This window comes from Neolewinella litorea, from assembly GCF_004803465.1.
GTDB classification, from domain to species: Bacteria; Bacteroidota; Bacteroidia; order Chitinophagales; family Saprospiraceae; genus Neolewinella; species Neolewinella litorea.
On the sequence record NZ_SRSF01000006.1, the window covers coordinates 26,889 to 44,551 of the forward strand.

The following is a 17,663-nucleotide window of genomic DNA, read 5'->3' on the forward strand; positions in this document are numbered from 1 at the left end:
CAGATTAGCGCCGCATCCGCCGTGGACCGTACCACAACCAGAAACCCGACACCGTGAAGACGATCGTGGCCAGGCCCATGATCGTGGAGTAGATCAGTTTGAACAGGTCGCTCACAATCGATCCGTCGTGCACCTGCTCGATGAAGTCAGCCCGTCTGATGCCCACGCTCAGCACCTGTCCCGTGGCACCGTCGAGCTGGACCTCACCGTAGTGATCCTTGAAGAGGAACTTGAGGGAACCCTTGTCGGGCCGGTAGTCGATGCGGTCGATGGTGGGATCGTAGGCTGAGCCCAGTGAATCCACCAGGGTGGTCTGGGCGCGGGCCAGCAACTCGGCGGTGGGCAACCACTCGGTCAGTTCAGTGCTGCTGCCGCGGGCGGTGGCCGGCATGATGTAGGTACTGTCCTTTTTCCAGCCCAGCAGGACGCTGGTGACGCCGATCACGAAGAAGAAAACGAATAGGGTGATTCCCGACCAGCGGTGGATGCGGCGGGTCTGCCGCAACACGCGGGCCTGCTGCTGGCGGCGGGTCGTACTGCTCATGGGCCGGGGGTTATGGCGGTAGGATTCGGAAACCGGTGTAACTATCCGCCGAAGATACTACCCCCGCGCTACCAGCTGCGGCGGTCGGAGAAGCTGGCCAGCAGCAAAAACAGGTAGTAGAAAGAATACAGGGAATCGGCAACCAGCAGGCCCGGCACTTTCCACCAGGCTACGGCACCCGCGCCCCCGCCCAAAAACCGGGAAACCGGGCTGCGCACGTACGTGGCTACGACCACCACCGCGCGCACGGCGTAGAGCATGAGCGCATAAGGGGCCAGGGGGGTAAGCAGAAGCAGCAGGCCGCTGAGGTAAAACAGGCCGTGGCTGGCCGCAATGGCGATGAGCAACAACTGGTGGCGGCGGCGGTAGTGCAGGCCCACCGACTGGTGGCGGGTCTTCTGGAAAAAGTAGCTTTCCCAGTCGGGTGAAGACTCCGATAACGTCCAGGCTTCCGGGCGGGTCACCCGGGCGGTGCGGGTGGCTACGGCGTTGCCGTTCACAAGCAGGTCGTCGTCACCGCCGGGTACATGCGCGTGGCCTTCGAGGCCGCCGGCGCGGGAGAAGAAGTCGGCCGAGTAGGCGAGGTTGCGTCCGACGCCCATGTAGGGCATGCCGAGGCGCGCCAGGCCCTGGTACTGCAGCACGGTCTGGGTGGATTCGAAGCGTTGCCAGCGGTTGAGCCAGCCGGGGGCGCGGCGGTAGGGTGAGCAGCCCAGGACGGTCTCCGCGCCATCGTCGAGGGGGGCAGCCATCCGGGAGAGCCAGTCGGTGGAGGCCGGTACGCAGTCGGCATCGGTGAGCAGCAGGCGCGGGTGGCTGGCGGCGGCGATGCCGGCCGAAAGGGCATCTTTTTTCCCGGGGCGGGTAGGGCCGGGGCGGACGAGCCGCAGGTGCCGGGCTTCCCCACAGATGCGCTGGACGATGGCCGCCGATTCATCGCTGGAATTGTCGTCGACGGCGATCACCTCAAAATCGGAGTGCCGCTGGGCCAGGAGGCCGCGCAGGCAGGCTTCGATCCGGCGGGCCTCGTCGCGGAAGCAGACGATCACCGAGACGGGCCGGTCTTGCTGACCGGGGGTGGACCCCGGACTCAAGGCCGGATAGAAAACGAATAACCAGATCAGGAGCTGGACGGTGAAGGCCAGCAGCAGCAGAAGCAGCATCTAGGGTTCGACTACCACGTCGTTCCATTCGGGGTGACGGCTCACGTAGGAGGCCACGAAGGGGCAGGAGGGGATCGCTTCCAGGTCGTTGTCGCGGGCGTACTGGAGGGCGGTAGTGACGAGGGCGCTGCCGATGCCCTGGCCGGTCAGGTCTTCCGGCACCTCGGTGTGGACCAGGTCGATCTGGTTGTCTCCCTTCATGCGGTAGATTAGTTCGGATCGCTGGGATCCGCTGACGACCTCAAATCGGCTTTTGTCGACATTGTTAACAACAGACTCGTGGTTGGTGGACATGCTACTTGGATTAGACAGGTGCCATTGATACGCAGGGCAACCCCAGATGTTTGTTAGAGCTCCTTGCGCAGGCGGGCGACCGGCAGGCCGAGTTGCTCGCGGTATTTGGCGACGGTGCGCCGGGCGATCTCGTAACCGGCATCCTTCAGGGCGCGTTGGAGCTTGCTGTCGTTGAGCGGCTTGCGCTTGTCCTCGGCGGAGATGATCTCGGCCAGGACCTTTTTGACCTGCGTGGTGCTTACTTCCTCCCCGTCATCGTTGGTCATGCCCTCGCTGAAGAATTCGCGCAGGGAGAAGGTGCCGAAGTCGGTCTGTACGAACTTGGAATTCACAACCCGGCTCACGGTGCTGATGTCGAGCTCGGTAGGACCGGCGATATCCTTAAGGATCATGGGCCGCAGGGTTTTGAGGTCGCCGGTGCGGAAGAACTGCTCCTGGTAGCGGACGATGGCGTGCATTACGCTATACAGGGTCTGCTGTCGCTGCTGGATGGCTTCGATGAACCAGTTGGCGGAATCGATATTCTGGCGGATGAAGCCCGCGGCCTGCTTCTGGGCGGTGGTGAGGGCGCCGGATTCCTTTTGCTTGCGGCGGTATTCGGCGAGTTGCTGCTGGTAGTAGTCGTTGATCTTGAGGTCGGGGGCATTGCGGGCGGTGAGGCTGAGGCGCAATTCACCGTCGACCACCGTCACCAGAAAGTCGGGCACCACCACCCGGGCAGCGCGGCCTCCGGCGCGGCCGCTGAGGCCGCTGGCGGGCTTGGGGTTGAGCTTGAGGATTTCGTTGAGGGCGTCCCGGAGTTCGTCCTCCTCCACCTCCAGCTTGTCGCGCAGCTTTTCGTAGTGCTTCTTGCTGAAGAGGTCGAAGTAGTCGCGGATGATGGTCTGGGCGAGCACGAGGTCGGCAAAGAGGTGATCATCGAGCTGGTCGCCGTTGTCGATCTTGCTGTTCAGTTGCAGCAGGAGGCATTCGCGCAGGTTGCGGGCGGCCAGGCCGGGGGGCTCGAGCGACTGTACCACCTTGAGGACTTCCCGGATCCGTCGGGGCTCGACCTCGATATCGTAATTGATGAGCAAGTCGTCGGCGATGGCGCTGGGCAGGCGCTGAAGGTAGCCGTCATCGTCGAGGTTGCCGATGATCTGCAGGGCAATGGTACGGTCGAGTGGGGTTTCGAACTCCAGATTCGCGAGTTGCCCTTCCAGGTATTCGAAGAAGGAATTTTCATCAGCCGTGTAGCTACCGGGCGCGTCGTAAGTGTCGTCGCTATTACCGTTTTGCTGGTAGTTGGTGGGGTCGTCCTCGATGTACTGCTGGAAGAGTTCCTCCATTTCGAAGGGGTCCTCCTTGCCCGCTTCGGCTTCCTGGGCGTCGTGATCGGCGGGCCCGTCGAGCGAATCAGGGATCCCTTCCTCAAGGGTAGGATTGCGCTCCAGCTCCTCCTTGACCCGCTGTTCCAGCTCGTACAGGGGCAACTGCATCAGTTGCATCAGCTGGATCTGACGGGGGCTGAGTTTCTGGAGCTGCGATTGCTTGAGCGATTGTCCTAGCATGCGGTTGAACTAACGGGTGTAAGTTAGTGGTTAAGTTTGGACGCCCCGACGGGGCAACACTCGGATCGGCGAATACGTGGGCCGGGTGAATCAGATCAATTCTCTACCCTAACCATATGTCACAAATTACGTTCCCCGAATTCGAATACAAGCGGCCGGACCTCGATCAACTAGAAAATGCATTTCAGGCGGTGCTTGTTGAATTGCGGGACGCCGAAACTGTAAACGACGCCATTGCCGCGGTCGAGCAGATCGACAGCATCCGGGCGAGCGTAGCCACTGCCTACAACATCGGCTACATCCGCTACAGCATCAATACCCGCGATTCCTTCTACCGGGAGGAAAAGGACTGGTTCGACACCAACCTCCCCCGCACCGAGCAGTGGCGGGTCGACTACTACCGCGCCCTGCTTGACAATCCGCACCGGGAAGCGCTGCAGAAACACTTCGGCGACCAGCTCTTCGATTCGGCCCGGGTGAGTATCAACACCTTCCGCCCCGAGATCCTCGAGGAGCTCCAGGCCGTCAACAAGCTCAGTAGCGAATTCACCCAGATGCGCGGCGGCGCGGAAATTGAGATCGACGGCAAAACCTACAATCTTTCCAGCATCGCCCCCCTGGAGCAGGTACCAGACCGTGAAAAGCGCAAGGCGGCAAGCACCGCGAAGTGGAACTGGTACGCCGAGCACCGGGAGCGCATGGAGAACATCTACGGCGAGATGGTGCAGCTGCGTACCACCATGGCACGGAAGCTGGACTACGAGAACTACGTAGGTCTAGGCTACGCGAACATGAACCGCACCGACTACGGACCGGAAGAGGTAGCCAATTTTCGCCGGCAAGTCCGCGAGCACATTGTGCCCATCGCGCAACAGCTCTATGAGCAGCAGCGCGAGCGGATCGGGGTGGACCGGCTGCGGTACTACGACCTGTCCTTTCGCTTCCCCGACGGCAACCCCACGCCCAAGGGCGATCCCGCAGCCATTGTGGCCCACGCGGAGAAGATGTACCAGGAGCTGAGTCCGGAAACTGGCACCTTTTTCCGCATCCTCCAGGACCAGAAACTCATGGACCTCGAGGCTAAGGACGGCAAGGCGCCCGGCGGCTACTGCACCTACATCAACGAGTACCAGACGCCGTACATTTTCAGCAACTTCAACGGGACGAGTCACGACATCGACGTACTCACCCACGAGTTCGGCCACGCCTTCCAGGTGTACAGCAGCCGCAACCAGCGGCCGATGGAATACAATTGGCCCACCTTCGACGCGGCCGAGATCCACTCCATGAGCATGGAGTTCTTTACTTACCCGTGGATGGAGGGCTTCTTCAAGGGAGATACCGGCAAGTACTACTTCAGCCACCTGGCCAGTGCCTTCCGCTTCCTGCCCTACGGCTGCGCGGTGGATGAGTTCCAGCACCGGGTCTACGAGAACCCTGACCTCGGCAATGCCGGCCGCAACGCGATTTGGAAGGAGATGGAGGCGGCCTACCTGCCCCACCTCGACTACAGCGACAACGACCACCTGAAGGACGGCACCTTCTGGCAGAGCCAGGGACACGTATTCAACGTACCGTTCTACTATATCGATTACTGTCTGGCCCAGATCTGCGCCTTTCAGTTTCTGCTCCGCGACGAACAGGACCACACCTCGGCCTGGGCCGATTACGTCAAACTCTGCAAGGCTGGTGGTTCGAAATCGTTTCTGGAGCTGGTGAAGCTGGCCGGACTTGAGAATCCATTTGAGGACGGCGTAGTGAAGAAAATTGCGGACCGGGTCCGTGAACGACTTGACGCTTAGGGTTCGGCTATCGATCCTGCTTTTCCTCCAGTTTGCCGTCTGGGCGAGTTGGCTCATCAACCTGGGTACCTACCTGTTGGAAAGTCTGCACTTTTCCGGTCTGCAGGTGGGTATGATCTACGCGACCAACGCGATCGCCGCCACCGTGGCGCCCCCGCTGATGGGCTGGCTGGCCGACCGGAGTTACCCATCGGAACGCCTGATGGGCGTACTGAATACGGTGGGCGGACTCAGTCTGATCGCCTGCTACTTCACGGTCAGTTTCCCTTGGTTCTACGGCCTGATGCTGCTGTTCAACCTGTGCTTCATTCCCACCTTCAGTCTGGCCGCGGCCATGTGCTTCTACCACTTGGAGCGGCCGGCTGAGCAGTATCCGCTCATCCGGGTATGGGGCACGGTGGCATTTATGCTGGTGGGCATCGGCCTGAGCGTCTTCCGGGTGGAGCAGTCGGCCCTGCCGCTACTGTCGGGGGGCTTCGTGGCGCTGCTGCTGGCGGCCTACTCCCTGCTGCTGCCGCATACCCCGCCGGAACCGGGCTTCAACTGGGCCACCCTGAAGGGCGAGGAGGTGCGCGGCATCTTCCGGCAGCGGGGAATGATCGTACTGCTCATTGCCCTGCTGGCGAGCTGCATTCCTTCCTCCTTTTACTACAGTTTCCTCAATCCCTTCCTCAACGAGGTAGGGTGGCCGGCGGCCGCGGCCAAGATGGCGCTCGGACAGCTTTTCGAGATCGGCGTGGTGCTGGCCATGCCGTTCATTTTTCGCCGCTTCCGCTTCCGGAACATCATCTTCTGGGGCCTCATGGCGTGGGGCCTGCGGTACTTTGCGTTCGGAATCGGACGACCGGGAGAATCCGAGTGGCTGCTCTACGCCGGCATCGTAGTGCAGGGCGTCGCTTTCGCCTGGATCATCATTGCCGCGCAGATATACGTCAACAACCGCGTGCCAACCTACCTGCGCAACACGGCCCAGGGTCTGATCTCCTTCGCTAACCTCGGCGTCGGGGCCTTCATCGGCAGCTGGATCGCGGGCGAGGTGGTCAACGCCAACCTCCTGGCCGACGGTACGCACAATTGGTGGGCCATCTGGCTGGTCCCGGGCTGTGTAGGCGTCGGAGCTGCTGCTTTCTTTTGGGTGGCCTTTCCGCGGGAGGGGCGGTTGTAGTCGGCTCGCGACCTCTGGTCGCGGTAAACCCGACAGGATGTCGGGAACCGCCCGGCTCGCGACTTCTGGTCGTGTAGTAAGCCCGACAGGATGTCGGGAACCGTGCTGGCTCGTGACCTCTGGTCGCGTATTAAACCCGATGGGATGTCGGGAACCGTGTTGGCTCGCGACTTCTAGTCGCGTATTAGACCCGACAGGATGTCGGGAACCGGAACCGCCCGGCTCGTGACCTCTGGTCGCGCGGTAAGCCCGACAGGATGTTGGGACCGTGTTGGCTCGCGACTTCTAGTCGCGTAGTAAACCCGACAGGATGTCGGGAACCGTGCTGGCTCGTGACCTCTGGTCGCGTAGTAAACCCGACAGGATGTTGGGAACCGCCCGGCTCGTGACTACTAGTCGCGTAGTAAGCCCGACAGGATGTCGGGAACCGTGCTGGCTCGCGACTTCTAGTCGCGTATTAGGCCCGACAGGATGTTGGGAACCGGAACCGCCCGGCTCGTGACCTCTGGTCGCGCGGTAAACCCGACAAGATGTTGGGAACCAGAACCGCTCGGCTCGTGTCTTCTAGTCGCGTAGTAGACCCGACAGAATGTTGGGAACCGTGCTGGCTCGCGTCCTTTGGTCGCGCGGTAAGCCCGACAGGATGTTGGGAACCGTGCTGGCTCGTGACTTCTAGTCGAGTGTTAGGCCCGACAGGATGTCGGGAACCGTCAAACTAAATCTCCACCACCATCCGCAAATTGACCCGCCGCCCGGTAAGGCGATTGGGCACAGCATACTGCTGCTGAAAAATGGTCTTGATCCAGGTGTTGCCGGCCTGATTGCCGACGTTCATGAGGTTGTAGACTTCCAGGCTCAGGAAGGTAGAGCGGGTGAAGCGCAGGGGAGAGGTAGCCAGATTGCGGGAGGTTTCCCGGTCGAAGAGGCGGAGACTGAATCCAATGTCGATCCGGTGATAGGTGTCGAAGCGCAGGGTATTGCGGTATACCTGGTTATTGCCCTGGATGCCAAAGGGGAGGCCGCCACCGACAGTCAGGTTGACGTGGGTGCGGAAGTTGGGGTTGTTGCGCAGGTAATCCTGAAAGAACAGCGACAACTGAAAAAGCTGATCGGTAGGCCGGGGGACGTACTCTTTCACTTCATCGATGACCTCGCCGTCCTGGCCGCGGCCGATCACTTCGCGATGCTCCACGCCGAGCAGTTTTTCGCGGGCGCGCAGCAAACTCAGGTTGAGCCAGCTGTCGGCGCCGGGCACGAACTCACCGTTCAGGCGGAAATCCAGTCCCGCAACGTAGCCGCTGGCGTCGTTCAGTCCGGAATACTGGATGCGGACGTTCTCGATCTCGTAGCTGACCAGGTCCCAGAGCGACTTGTAGTAAGCCTCAGTGATGAGCCGGAACTTCTTCGGGTTGCGCTTGCCGTAGTAGAAGTCGCTCGTGATGCCGCCGACGAAGTGTAGCGATTTCTGGCTGCGCAGGTCGGTATTGACGGTGCCGTTGGGTGCCCGCATCTCGCGGTAAAAAGGTTGCTGAACGTACAGTCCGCCGGCGAGCTTGTAGGTGATGTCGGCGGTGCCGCCGAGGGGCTTGTAGAGCAGTTGCGCGCGTGGACTCACGTCCAGGTCACCGTTGAGGTCCCAGGCTACGGCCCGCACTCCAGCGCTCAGGCGGATGTCGGCGCGGTCCTCCTGCCGCCAGGTGTAGGTGTCCTGGAAAAAGGCGCTGAAGCGGTTGCTGAGCAGTTCGTTCTCCGTTTGAAGGAAGCTGAACAGCCGCACCGCGTCCTCGTCGAACGGCAGACTGTAGCCCGCCGAATCTAGCCGCTCCCACTCGTGGATGTAGTCGTTGACCCGCTCGTGTTGGGCCTTCACGCTCCACTGCAGGAAATGCGCGCGGGTCGTGGTGGCGTCGCCGCCGTTGAGTTCCAGTCCGCCGCGCAGCTCCGCGTTATAGACCTGGATGTCAAGGAAGTTACGCACGTACTCCTGCTGGGTGCCGGTGCCGATGGTGCGACTGATTTCCCCAAAATTTTCGGAGCCGAGGTCGGTATCCAGTTCCCCGAGCGTGTAGCGGCCGCCGATGCTGATGCCCTCGTTCTCGTCGCTGCGGAAGGCGGAGGTAAGGAATTTGAGGAAGAGGGGGTTCTCCGTCTTTTCCGGGATGTAGGTCAGCGACAGGCCGCCCATCTGGGTGAGGAAATCGTCCCGTTCCGCGCCCTCAAAGACGCTGAACAGCTGCAGGGTCTCGAAAAAGCCGCCGAAGGCCGTGGACCGGCTCACCGGATTGAAGTTGTAGATGCTGCGGTTGTAGTTAGTGAGCAGACCGAGTTGCAGGGTGCGGCTGAAGTCGTAGGTCACGTAAGCCTGCAGGTCGAAGAAGTTGGGCAGGTACTCACCGGTGGTTTCCAGTGAGCCCAGGATGTACCGCGTCGTTTTGTAGCGGGCGCCGACCAGGTAACGCAGCCGCTGGTAACTGCTGCGCCCGAGTCGCTGGCTACCCTCCACGTGGGCGGCACCGCCGAGCAGACTGGCCTCGAGGGAGCCGCGGAGGGTATCGGGCCGCTTGTATTTGATGTCCAGTACGGAGGAGAGCTTGTCGCCGTAGCGCGCCTCAAAGCCCCCCGAACTGAAGCTCAGGCTTCGCATCAACCTGGGGTTGGCAAAGGTGAGTCCCTCCTGCTGCCCCTGCCGGATGAGCTGGGGTCGGTAGATTTCAAAATCGTTGACGTACACCAGGTTCTCGTCGTAGTTGCCGCCGCGGACGTTGTACTGGCTGGTAAGTTCGCCGCCGGCGCCGCTGCTTACGCCGAGCGCGATGCTGGGCAGGAGGCTTTCAAGGTTGCCGGTCACGGAGGGCAGCAGGCGCAGTTGGGTGGGGTCCTCGCGGACCATCCCGCCTTCCTCGACCTTGCTTTCGCGCACCACCACTTCCAGTTGGCTTTCGACGGGTACCAGGGCCACGTCGATCTGTTTTCGGGTGCCGGCGGGCAGTTCAGCGACCCGTACTTCCGTTTCGCGGTACCCGATGCGGCTGAAGACCAGGATAAAGTCCTCACCCGCCGGTACGGTGGCCACGTAGCGGCCGGTTTCGCTGCTTTCCGCGGCACTGGTGGCGCCCTTGACGTAGATGGTGGCGAAGTCGACGGGCAGTTCGCTGACCAGATCGGTGACCTTTCCCGTTACGGTGGCCGTTTCCACCTGGGCATTCAGGTGGCGCCCCGCGCAGGTGCCGAGCAATACCAGAAAAGCAAGGAGGGTGGTTCTCAACCGCATAATAACCGGGATAAAGAAAAGCGAACGCCCAAACTATGACCCTTGGTACCCGCCGGGCTGGCCCCCGGTACAAACCCGGCACCCGCGCGCCGTCGCCCTACAGCAGCTCTTTCAGGAGCGCGGTGGCTTCGCGCATGCCTTCGCTGCCGCCCATTTCCAGGACGTGAAGTTGGGAGCGGTTGCGGAGTTCGAAGCTGACGGCCGGACTGGGGTCGATGTAAATGACCGGGGCCGACTCGGGCGCAAAACCCACCAGTCCGGCCGCCGGATAAACCTGCAACGAGGTACCCACGATGATGACGGCGTCGGCGGTCTGCACCTCCTCCACCGCCCGTTCGATCATGGGCACTTCCTCGCCGAACCAGACGATGTGGGGGCGCAGCTGGGTACCCTGCTCGTCGACGTCCCCGATGGCCAGGTCGCCCGACCAGGGGCGGGGCTTGCCGTGACCGCGTACCGGCCGCACTTTGGTCAGCTCGCCGTGGAGGTGGAGTACCCGGGTGGAGCCGCCGCGTTCGTGGAGATCGTCGACGTTCTGGGTGATGACGGTGACGCGGTACTGCTGTTCGAGTTCCGCGATTAGCCGGTGGCCTTCGTTTGGTCGGGCGTCGCGCAACTGGGCTCGCCGCAGATTGTAGAAGCGCATAACGAGCTCGGGGTTGCGGGCGAAGGCTTCGGGCGTGGCGACGTCCTCCACCCGGTGCTCTTCCCAGAGTCCGTTGCTGTCTCGGAAGGTCTTCAGTCCGGATTCGGCGCTGATGCCCGCCCCTGAGAGAACGACTACGTGCTTCACGGGGGCTTACTTTTTCTGCTTGAACTTGGCGAGGGCGGCTTTGGCGTCATCCTGCAGGATGAGCTGGCCGGTGATGCCGGCCCGTTCGGCAAGCAATTGTGGCCAGTCTTCCGTGCCCTCCCAGAGGCTGCGCTTGAGGCGGGTGGCCGCGCCGGAGCTGTAGCTGGCGAGCTTTCGGGCGACCAGGCGGGCTTCGCGGAACAGTTCCTCGGGGCCGGCATAGACCCGCTGGTAGAGGCCTTTCTCGCGGGCCCATTTGGCGTCGTGCCACTCGGTGTCGAGGCAGAGTTCGCCGGCGGCGGCCACGCCCATTTTGCGCGTCAGGGCCGGCAGGATGACGAAGGGGCCGATGGCGATGGCCAGTTCACTGAGTTTGATCTCCGAAGCCCGGCAACCGAGGCAGTAATCGGCCGCCGCGGCGATGCCGACGCCCCCCCCGATGGCCTTGCCCTGCACGGCGACCACGATGGGTTTGGGGCAGCGGCGCATGGCGAGGATTACGTTGGCGAAGCCCATGAAAAACTCGCGGCCGCTTTCCTCGTCCTGGATGGCGAGGAGTTCGTCCAGGTTCGCTCCGGCGCAAAAGGTGCCGTCGCCGGCGCTGCGCAGGAGGATGGACTTCACGGCGTCGTTGCGGCCGGCGGCCTCGATGTGCTCGACGAGTTCGGCCAGCAGGTGCGACGGCATGCTGTTGTGGGAGGGGTGGGAGAAGACGATACGCATGAAATTCGTGCGTAGCTCGGAAGTGATGCTGCCTGTCTGATTCATGGCGTGAAAATAGATCGGGAAAGATAAATGGAGGAGTGGGCGGGTTTTAGACGTCGGACGTGTCAGCTGTGACAATGTGACAGACGTCGGACGTCTGCCACGAGAAAAGGAGGGTTCGGCTGGGGTGGATAGGCGGTGTTTTGTCGTTGGCCTATAGAAAATCCAGTATTTGCTGGGCTGACATAATTGCAGACGTCCGACGTCTGCAATTATGTCCGGACTGACACGTCCGACGTCTGCCACAACCATTCCCGCCTCCCGGTTGTAATTTTACCTGCGCCAAACTCAACCGCCCCTTGGTCAAAATCGCCGACATTGAATTGGGAGAATTCCCCCTCCTGCTCGCCCCCATGGAAGACGTGAGCGACCCCCCCTTCCGGGCCCTCTGCAAGGCCCAGGGCTGCGATATGATGTACACGGAGTTCATCAGCGTGGAGGGACTCATCCGGGACGCGGACAAGAGCGTCGCCAAACTCGATATCTACGACTACGAACGACCCATTGGCATCCAGATTTTCGGGGCCAACCTCGACAGCATGGTGCAGGCCGCCGACATCGTGACTGAGGCGAATCCCGAAGTGCTTGACATCAACTTCGGCTGCCCCGTCAAAAAGGTGGTGTGCAAGGGCGCCGGTGCCGGTATTCTCCAGGACATCCCCAAGATGGTCGAATTGACGAAGGCCATCGTCGACCGCACTGCCCTCCCGGTCACGGTAAAGACCCGCCTCGGCTGGGACGACAACAGCAAATACATCGAGGAGGTAGCCGAGCGGCTGCAGGACGTAGGCATCAAGGCCCTCAGCATCCACGGGCGCACCCGCAAGCAGATGTACAAGGGCGAAGCCGACTGGTCGCTGATCGGCAAGATCAAAGACAACCCGCGCATCAAAATACCCATCTTCGGCAACGGAGACATCGACAGCCCCGAAAAGGCCGCCGCGTACCGCGAGCGCTACGGGGTCGACGGAATCATGATCGGACGGGCAGCCATCGGCTATCCCTGGATCTTCCGCGAGATCAAGCACTACTTCGCCACCGGACAATTACTCCCGCCCCCCACCGTGGAGGAGCGGGTAGCCGCGGCCCGGGAGCATCTGAAGCGCAGCATCGACTGGAAGGGAGAAACCCTGGGCATCCTGGAAATGCGCCGACACTACACCAACTACTTCCGCGGCCTGCCGCACATCAAGCAGTACCGCAAGACCCTCGTCAGTGAATTTGACCCGGCCGTACTGCACGCCACCCTGGATGAGATCCACGAGGTATACGGCGAGGTCAGCGCCTAATCAAAGGTTGCGGGTCGAGAAAAAACGGTCAAGGGCCGCCTTGCTGGCGTCGCCACTCTGGTAGCCGCTGGTGAAGGCGCGCACCCGCTGTTCCGAAGTGCCGTGGGTGAAGCTTTCCGGAACGACGTACCCCTGCGATTCCATTTGCAAGCGATCGTCACCGATGGCGGTGGCTGCTCCGATGGCCTCTTCAATGTCTCCGGGCTCAAGGAGCTGGGATTGCTGATTGGCGTACTTGGCCCAGACACCGGCCAGGTAATCCGCCTGGAGTTCCAGGCGCACCGACATGGCATTGGCATCGGCCTCACTCATCCGTCCCCGCGCCTGGCTTACCTGCTGGCTGTAACCTAGGAGGTTTTGAATGTGGTGGCCCACCTCGTGTGCGACCACGTAGGCCAGGGCGAAATCGCCCGGCGCGCCGAAGCGTTCGCGCAGTTGATCGGCGAAGGACAGGTCGATGTACACCTGCTGGTCAGCCGGACAGTAAAACGGTCCGGTAGCGGCGGAGGCGAATCCGCAGGCGCTGCGGTCCTGCCTACTGAAGAGGACCAGCACGGGCTCCTGGTAGCTGCGGCCGTACTGCTGCTGGAAGATCGAGTTCCAGACGTCCTCGGTCTCGGCCAGGGTGACCGACACGATCCTGGCATTGGTGTCGTCTTCGGCGATGTCGGCGCCGGGATTGGATCGCCTCTCCGTGGGGGCCGGGCTACCGCCACCACCCATGCCCAGGTAGTCAAGCGGATTTCCCCCCAGGAAGAAGACGATGATCATGATGATGATGGTGCCGATGCCGAAGCTGCCGGCTTTGCCCGCACCCCCGATGAAGCTGCCGCCACCCCGACCGCGCCGGTCGTCGATGTTGCTGCTGCCCTTTCTACCCTGTAGTTTCATAGTGATAAAGCTTAAGGTGATACTGGTCTAGTTCAAGTTATCCTGCTGGGCGAAGACCCGCCGCAGGAGATCGGTGGTGCGGGCGGCCACGTTTTCTCTGATATCCTGTTCCTTCAGGGCCACCTTGAGAAATAGACCGTCCAACGCCCGCTGGGTGACGTAGGCCCCCAGGTCGGTTTCAACCTTTTCCCGGGTCAGGGGGAAGTTGTTGTAGGCACTCGCGGCGTCAAGCCACACCTTGTTGGCGTCGTACTTGTCCAGGCTGGCGTTGATCACGGGGGCAAACTCGGCGGTGAGGGCCTGGGAGGTGGTGCGGCGCAGGTAATCCGTAGCGGCCGTCTTGTCGCCCTTGAGGATGCCCACCGCGTCCTGGATCGACATCTGCCGGATGGCATCAACGAAAATGGGAGCGGCCTTCGTGGCGGCATCTTCGGCGCCTTGGTTGATCTTTTTCAGGATCACCGCTTCCAGGTTGCTGAAGCCCGGTACATTTTGCAGGCGCTCCGTCACCTTCCTTACCTCCTCCGGTAGAAGGATGCGATAGGTCAGGTCTTCGTAGTAGCCACCGGGCTTGGCCAACTCCTCGGCTCCTTCCCGGGCACCAATACGGAGTGCTTCCTTCAGGCCGTTGGCGATGTCAGTGGAAGTGAGGCCGCCGTTCAGGACGGTGTTCAGCGTCTGGTTGATCTGCTGGCTGGTACAACCGAGGAAAAAGAGGGGAAGGACAAGAATCAGGAGGCGCTGCATATGCTTGGTTTGGTGAGGCCTCTCTATAAGCGGAATCCGGTCCCATTGGTTTGGTGGGGGCAATGTGACGGGAACTAAAACTTGAAGCCGGTCAGGTCAAAGTTTCCGCCCCCGAACCCTTCGTCACCAAAATCATCGTCGTCCGGATCTTCGAAGGTGTGCTGCTCGCGCTGGCCCGGGAAGCCGGGCGCCCCGCCGTCCCCGCCCAGACGCACTTCCACGGTGGCAGCACCGACGCGCCCACCGAGGGGTGGATTGAGCTTGCGCAGCTTCAGTCGTACGGAGGTTACCGTATCAAACTGATTAAGGATGCGTTGGCCCATCCGGTAAGCCAGGGCCTCCAGCAGGCGGGTGGGTTTTTTCATCTCTGCCTGCAGCAGGTAATAAATGGTGGCGTAGTTGACCGTACCGCCGAGGTCGTCCTCCGTAGCCGCTTCCGCGACCATGGCTTCCACCTCTACGTCGATGCTGAATTCGTTGCCCATCAGCTGTTCTTCCTCGAAGTAGCCGTGGGGGGCGTGAAAACGTACGTCTTCCAGGCCGATTGTTGCCGTCATGAAAATCAGAATTTATCGAGCAGTTGCTCGGCCGCATCCCTTGAGGGGTGGCCCGGGGTATCCGCGATGCGGCTCAGTTGTGCTTTGGCGTCGACCCATTCGCCCGCTCCCAATCGTGCTACGGCGCGGTAGTAGGCCGCCTCGGCGGAGAGGTTGAAGTCGGTCAGATCGACCAGGTCTTCAAAGAGGGTTGCTGCCTCAGCGTAGTCCGCCTGGGCCAGCAGGCTCTGGGCTAGATAGAAACGGTCTACGGGCTCGGGGGCACCGAACCGTCGGAAGGCAGCCGCCGCCCCGGCGTAATCGCCGGCTTCGTAAGCCACGTAGGCGGCTGCCCGTGGGTCGCTCAGCAGGTAATTTGCGTCGGAACCCGGGGAGGGGACCTGTCCAAAGGGCTCAATATCGCGCACGGCCAGCACGGCGGCAGGGTCGCGGTCGGGGGCCAGGATAAGGTAACCGGCCAGAAAGAGAAGCAGTGCCGCGGTAGCCGCCAGGGTGAGCCAGCGTCTCTTGCGCACGTGCCGGATCGGGATCACCCGGGCCCCGTCTTGCGCCCGCGGGCCGACGTGGTCGGTCTCCAGTTGTTGGAGGCGGCGCTTCAGGCGGTGGTGCTCGCTGATGTCGATGGCCTCCAGGGCCCGTCGGGTAGCTTCCATTTCGGTTTTCAGTTGGGGTTGGGCTTGCAATTGGCGCTCGAAATCCTCGGTATCGCCGAGGCGACCGGTCAAGAAGTCGTCGATCCGCTCTTGCTGCTCATCATGGTTCATAATTTGGCTTCAGGGTTTGACTAACTGCTTGAGCGACTGCAAGCAGCGCATTTTCTTGATGCGGGTCGCTCCGGCGGAGGGCAGGCCCACGGTCTGGGCAATACTTTCAATGGGGTAATGGTGAAAATAATAGAGGGTCAAAATTTCCCGGCAGGGGCTACCCATTTGATCCATGGCACTCAGCAGCAGCGTGTGGTAGTGCTCCTGCTCAAAACGGTCGATCAGGCTCCAGTCGAGTTCGTCGGCGGGGTTGGGTCCCGCTTCGTGGTCGGTGGGGCGTTCGCGGCGGCGTTGGTGGTTGCGGCGGTACACGAGTCGCTTGCCGATACTGAACAGATAAGTGCGGATACTGCAGCTTAGTTCGGTGAGCCGACCGGCGACGATGTTGCGGTAAAAAGCGATAACGGCATCCTGGAAGCAATCCGCTGCATCTTCCTCCGTAGCGAACAACTGCCGCTGGGCGTAGGTGACGAAGGCGTCGCGGTGTTGCAGGTAGAGTTGATCAATCAATTCGTACTGACCGCACTTTATCGCTGCGAAAAGATCATTGTCTTCGGTTTGCATCTGCGTCCGGTGCCCTTGCGTGCTCTTGAAGTGGTTCCTTTCAAATGTAGTGTTTTTGTGACCGAAATCCCACTGGCGGTGGGCCTTGGGAGTTGATTCGCCGGACCGCCGGGGTGTTACGCTGCAGGCTGCTAACTTTTGGGCGTTTGTCGTGGTCGGAGGTTTTCCTTTACTTTGGACCGCCCCGATAACCCTGCCGATATGCCTTTTCTCCCCTGGTCCCTGCGGGGTGCCGTCCTTATTTTCTTTCTGCAACTGCTCGTGCTGCCCCTGACCGCCCAGCCCGACGAGGGGATGGCGAGTTACTACGCCGATCGCTTTCACGACCGGCTCACCAGCACCGGAGAGTCGTACGACAAGGAGGATTACACCGCCGCCAGTAAGGCTTACCCCTACGGTACGGTGCTGGAGGTCACCAACGTCACCAGCGGCAGTTCCGTGGAGGTGCGCGTCAACGATTGCGGTCCGCACCACCCCAACCGGATCATCGACCTCAGCCGCGCCGCCGCCCGCTCGATCGGACTGCTGCGCACCGGCACCGCCCGCGTGCAAGTAAAGGTGGTGGAACTCGGCGACCAGGGGCCTACCTGTCACCGCGGCGCCTGGACGCGCGCCGAAAAGCGGAAAAGGACGCGAACGGAAAATCGTGACCGGCCCGCCCTGGCCGCCACGGAAGCCCAGGCTCCGGTAACCACCATCACGGAGGTACGGCCCGATACGGTACCCGCGCCCGCCGCCCCGGAAACGAACAAGCCCGCGCCGCAGCGCAAGAAAGAATTTGCCCCCGACGAGATGCTCTTTGGCGTGCAGGTGGGCGCTTTCAGCCAGGAGAAGAACGCCAGCGAGCTGGTCAGTGACCTGCAGACCAAAGGTTTCAGCGATGCCTGGTTCGCGCGGGTTGGCAAGGTCTACCGGGTGTTCACCGGCCGTTTTTACTTCCAGGATGAGGCCCGCGACCTGCGCGACCGCGTGCGTGAGGCCGGCTACGGCGATGCCACCGTGCGCCGCGTACAGTAATTACTCGGCCGAGGCCGCATTGCCGAGGGTGACGAGCAACACCCCGCCGATCGAGAGCACGACCCCGAGGATCTTCTGCCAGTTGATGGCGTTTTCCTCCACGCCCAGCCAGGCGAAGTGGGCCAGCAGGACCGATACAATGACCTGCCCCGCCACTCCGGCCACGAAGTAGCGGTCCGGGCCGATCGCCTCGATCAGATAAGTGGAGCCGAACAGCGCGATGGCACCCCCCACCCCCGCGCACAAGGCCCACACCGGCACGTCGGCGAACCTGGCGAGGCTGGCGGGCTGCTCCCGGATCAGGAAGACCACCGCCGTAATCGCAAAGGCGATCGTGAAGTAAAGCAGGTTGGCCTGGGCGGCCGAGCCCACCTTTTCGGAGAGGAGGGAATTGAGGGTCAGGTAGGTCGAAACCAAGGCGCCCACGGCGAAAGCGCCCGCGATGAAAAGGATCTGCTGCATACGGCAAGCAACCGGCCCGCCGCGG

17 protein-coding genes are annotated in these 17,663 nt (G+C 61.8%); 4 read left to right on the top strand and 13 right to left on the bottom strand.

Annotation, left to right across the window (positions count from 1 at the left end; genetic code table 11):
* Nucleotides 1-4 precede the first annotated feature (4 nt).
* The 4 genes from E4021_RS13325 to rpoN all read right to left on the bottom strand — a co-directional run bounded on the left by E4021_RS13325 (nt 5) and on the right by rpoN (nt 3,551).
* Nucleotides 5-544, bottom strand: a complete 540-nt coding sequence (locus E4021_RS13325; protein ID WP_136459863.1) for a PepSY-associated TM helix domain-containing protein — start codon at nt 542-544, stop codon at nt 5-7.
* Nucleotides 545-612: 68 nt separating this feature from the next.
* Nucleotides 613-1,707, bottom strand: coding sequence for a glycosyltransferase (locus E4021_RS13330; RefSeq protein WP_136459864.1), 1,095 nt, complete (start codon nt 1,705-1,707; stop codon nt 613-615).
* A complete protein-coding gene (locus tag E4021_RS13335) occupies nt 1,708-2,001 on the bottom strand; it encodes a GNAT family N-acetyltransferase (protein WP_136459865.1) in 294 nt (97 codons plus the stop codon). It lies immediately after the preceding gene.
* Nucleotides 2,002-2,054: 53 nt separating this feature from the next.
* The gene (rpoN, locus tag E4021_RS13340) at nt 2,055-3,551 is read right to left on the bottom strand and encodes an RNA polymerase factor sigma-54 (RefSeq protein WP_136459866.1); all 1,497 of its coding nucleotides are present in this window, start codon (nt 3,549-3,551) and stop codon (nt 2,055-2,057) included.
* 116 nt (nt 3,552-3,667) lie between these two features.
* On the opposite strand from rpoN, the gene E4021_RS13345 reads away from it, so the two are divergent.
* Nucleotides 3,668-5,353: a M3 family oligoendopeptidase gene (locus E4021_RS13345; RefSeq protein WP_136459867.1), complete on the top strand. Its 1,686-nt coding sequence runs from the start codon at nt 3,668-3,670 to the stop codon at nt 5,351-5,353.
* Complete coding sequence (locus E4021_RS13350) at nt 5,334-6,518, top strand: MFS transporter (RefSeq protein ID WP_168797600.1); 1,185 nt, start codon at nt 5,334-5,336, stop codon at nt 6,516-6,518. The genes E4021_RS13345 and E4021_RS13350 overlap by 20 nt, the downstream gene beginning before the upstream one ends.
* 715 nt (nt 6,519-7,233) lie before the next feature.
* Here the strand turns inward: E4021_RS13350 and E4021_RS13355 are convergent.
* From E4021_RS13355 to E4021_RS13365, 3 genes are all read right to left on the bottom strand, one after another.
* Nucleotides 7,234-9,789 (bottom strand): TonB-dependent receptor, encoded by a 2,556-nt coding sequence (locus E4021_RS13355; RefSeq protein ID WP_136459869.1) that lies wholly within the window; start codon nt 9,787-9,789, stop codon nt 7,234-7,236.
* A 97-nt stretch (nt 9,790-9,886) separates the two neighbouring features.
* Nucleotides 9,887-10,582, bottom strand: coding sequence for an SIR2 family NAD-dependent protein deacylase (locus tag E4021_RS13360; protein WP_136459870.1), 696 nt, complete (start codon nt 10,580-10,582; stop codon nt 9,887-9,889).
* Between the two features lie 6 nt (nt 10,583-10,588).
* A complete protein-coding gene (locus E4021_RS13365; protein WP_136459871.1) occupies nt 10,589-11,350 on the bottom strand; it encodes an enoyl-CoA hydratase/isomerase family protein in 762 nt (253 codons plus the stop codon).
* Between the two features lie 296 nt (nt 11,351-11,646).
* Between E4021_RS13365 and dusB the strand changes: the two genes are divergently transcribed.
* Nucleotides 11,647-12,636 (top strand): tRNA dihydrouridine synthase DusB, encoded by a 990-nt coding sequence (dusB, locus tag E4021_RS13370; protein WP_136459872.1) that lies wholly within the window; start codon nt 11,647-11,649, stop codon nt 12,634-12,636.
* Here the strand turns inward: dusB and ypfJ are convergent, their stop codons facing one another.
* The 5 genes from ypfJ to E4021_RS13395 form a co-directional block, all read right to left on the bottom strand.
* Nucleotides 12,637-13,527: a KPN_02809 family neutral zinc metallopeptidase gene (ypfJ, locus tag E4021_RS13375; protein ID WP_136459873.1), complete on the bottom strand. Its 891-nt coding sequence runs from the start codon at nt 13,525-13,527 to the stop codon at nt 12,637-12,639.
* 27 nt (nt 13,528-13,554) lie between these two features.
* Nucleotides 13,555-14,274: a DUF4197 domain-containing protein gene (locus E4021_RS13380; protein WP_136459874.1), complete on the bottom strand. Its 720-nt coding sequence runs from the start codon at nt 14,272-14,274 to the stop codon at nt 13,555-13,557.
* A 74-nt stretch (nt 14,275-14,348) separates the two neighbouring features.
* Nucleotides 14,349-14,831 (bottom strand): dihydroneopterin aldolase, encoded by a 483-nt coding sequence (gene folB, locus E4021_RS13385; protein WP_136459875.1) that lies wholly within the window; start codon nt 14,829-14,831, stop codon nt 14,349-14,351.
* Nucleotides 14,832-14,836: 5 nt separating this feature from the next.
* Entirely contained in the window at nt 14,837-15,595 is a 759-nt protein-coding gene (locus E4021_RS13390) for a tetratricopeptide repeat protein (RefSeq protein WP_136459876.1), read from the bottom strand.
* Nucleotides 15,596-15,604: 9 nt separating this feature from the next.
* Nucleotides 15,605-16,159 (bottom strand): RNA polymerase sigma factor, encoded by a 555-nt coding sequence (locus E4021_RS13395; RefSeq protein ID WP_136459877.1) that lies wholly within the window; start codon nt 16,157-16,159, stop codon nt 15,605-15,607.
* A gap of 201 nt (nt 16,160-16,360) precedes the next feature.
* Between E4021_RS13395 and E4021_RS13400 the strand changes: the two genes are divergently transcribed.
* Entirely contained in the window at nt 16,361-17,176 is an 816-nt protein-coding gene (locus E4021_RS13400) for a septal ring lytic transglycosylase RlpA family protein (protein ID WP_136459878.1), read from the top strand.
* Here the strand turns inward: E4021_RS13400 and E4021_RS13405 are convergent, their stop codons facing one another.
* Nucleotides 17,177-17,638 carry a DMT family transporter gene (locus E4021_RS13405; RefSeq protein ID WP_136459879.1) on the bottom strand — a complete coding sequence of 154 codons (462 nt, stop codon included), beginning with the start codon at nt 17,636-17,638 and terminating at the stop codon, nt 17,177-17,179. It abuts the gene before it with no gap.
* Nucleotides 17,639-17,663: the final 25 nt, after the last annotated feature.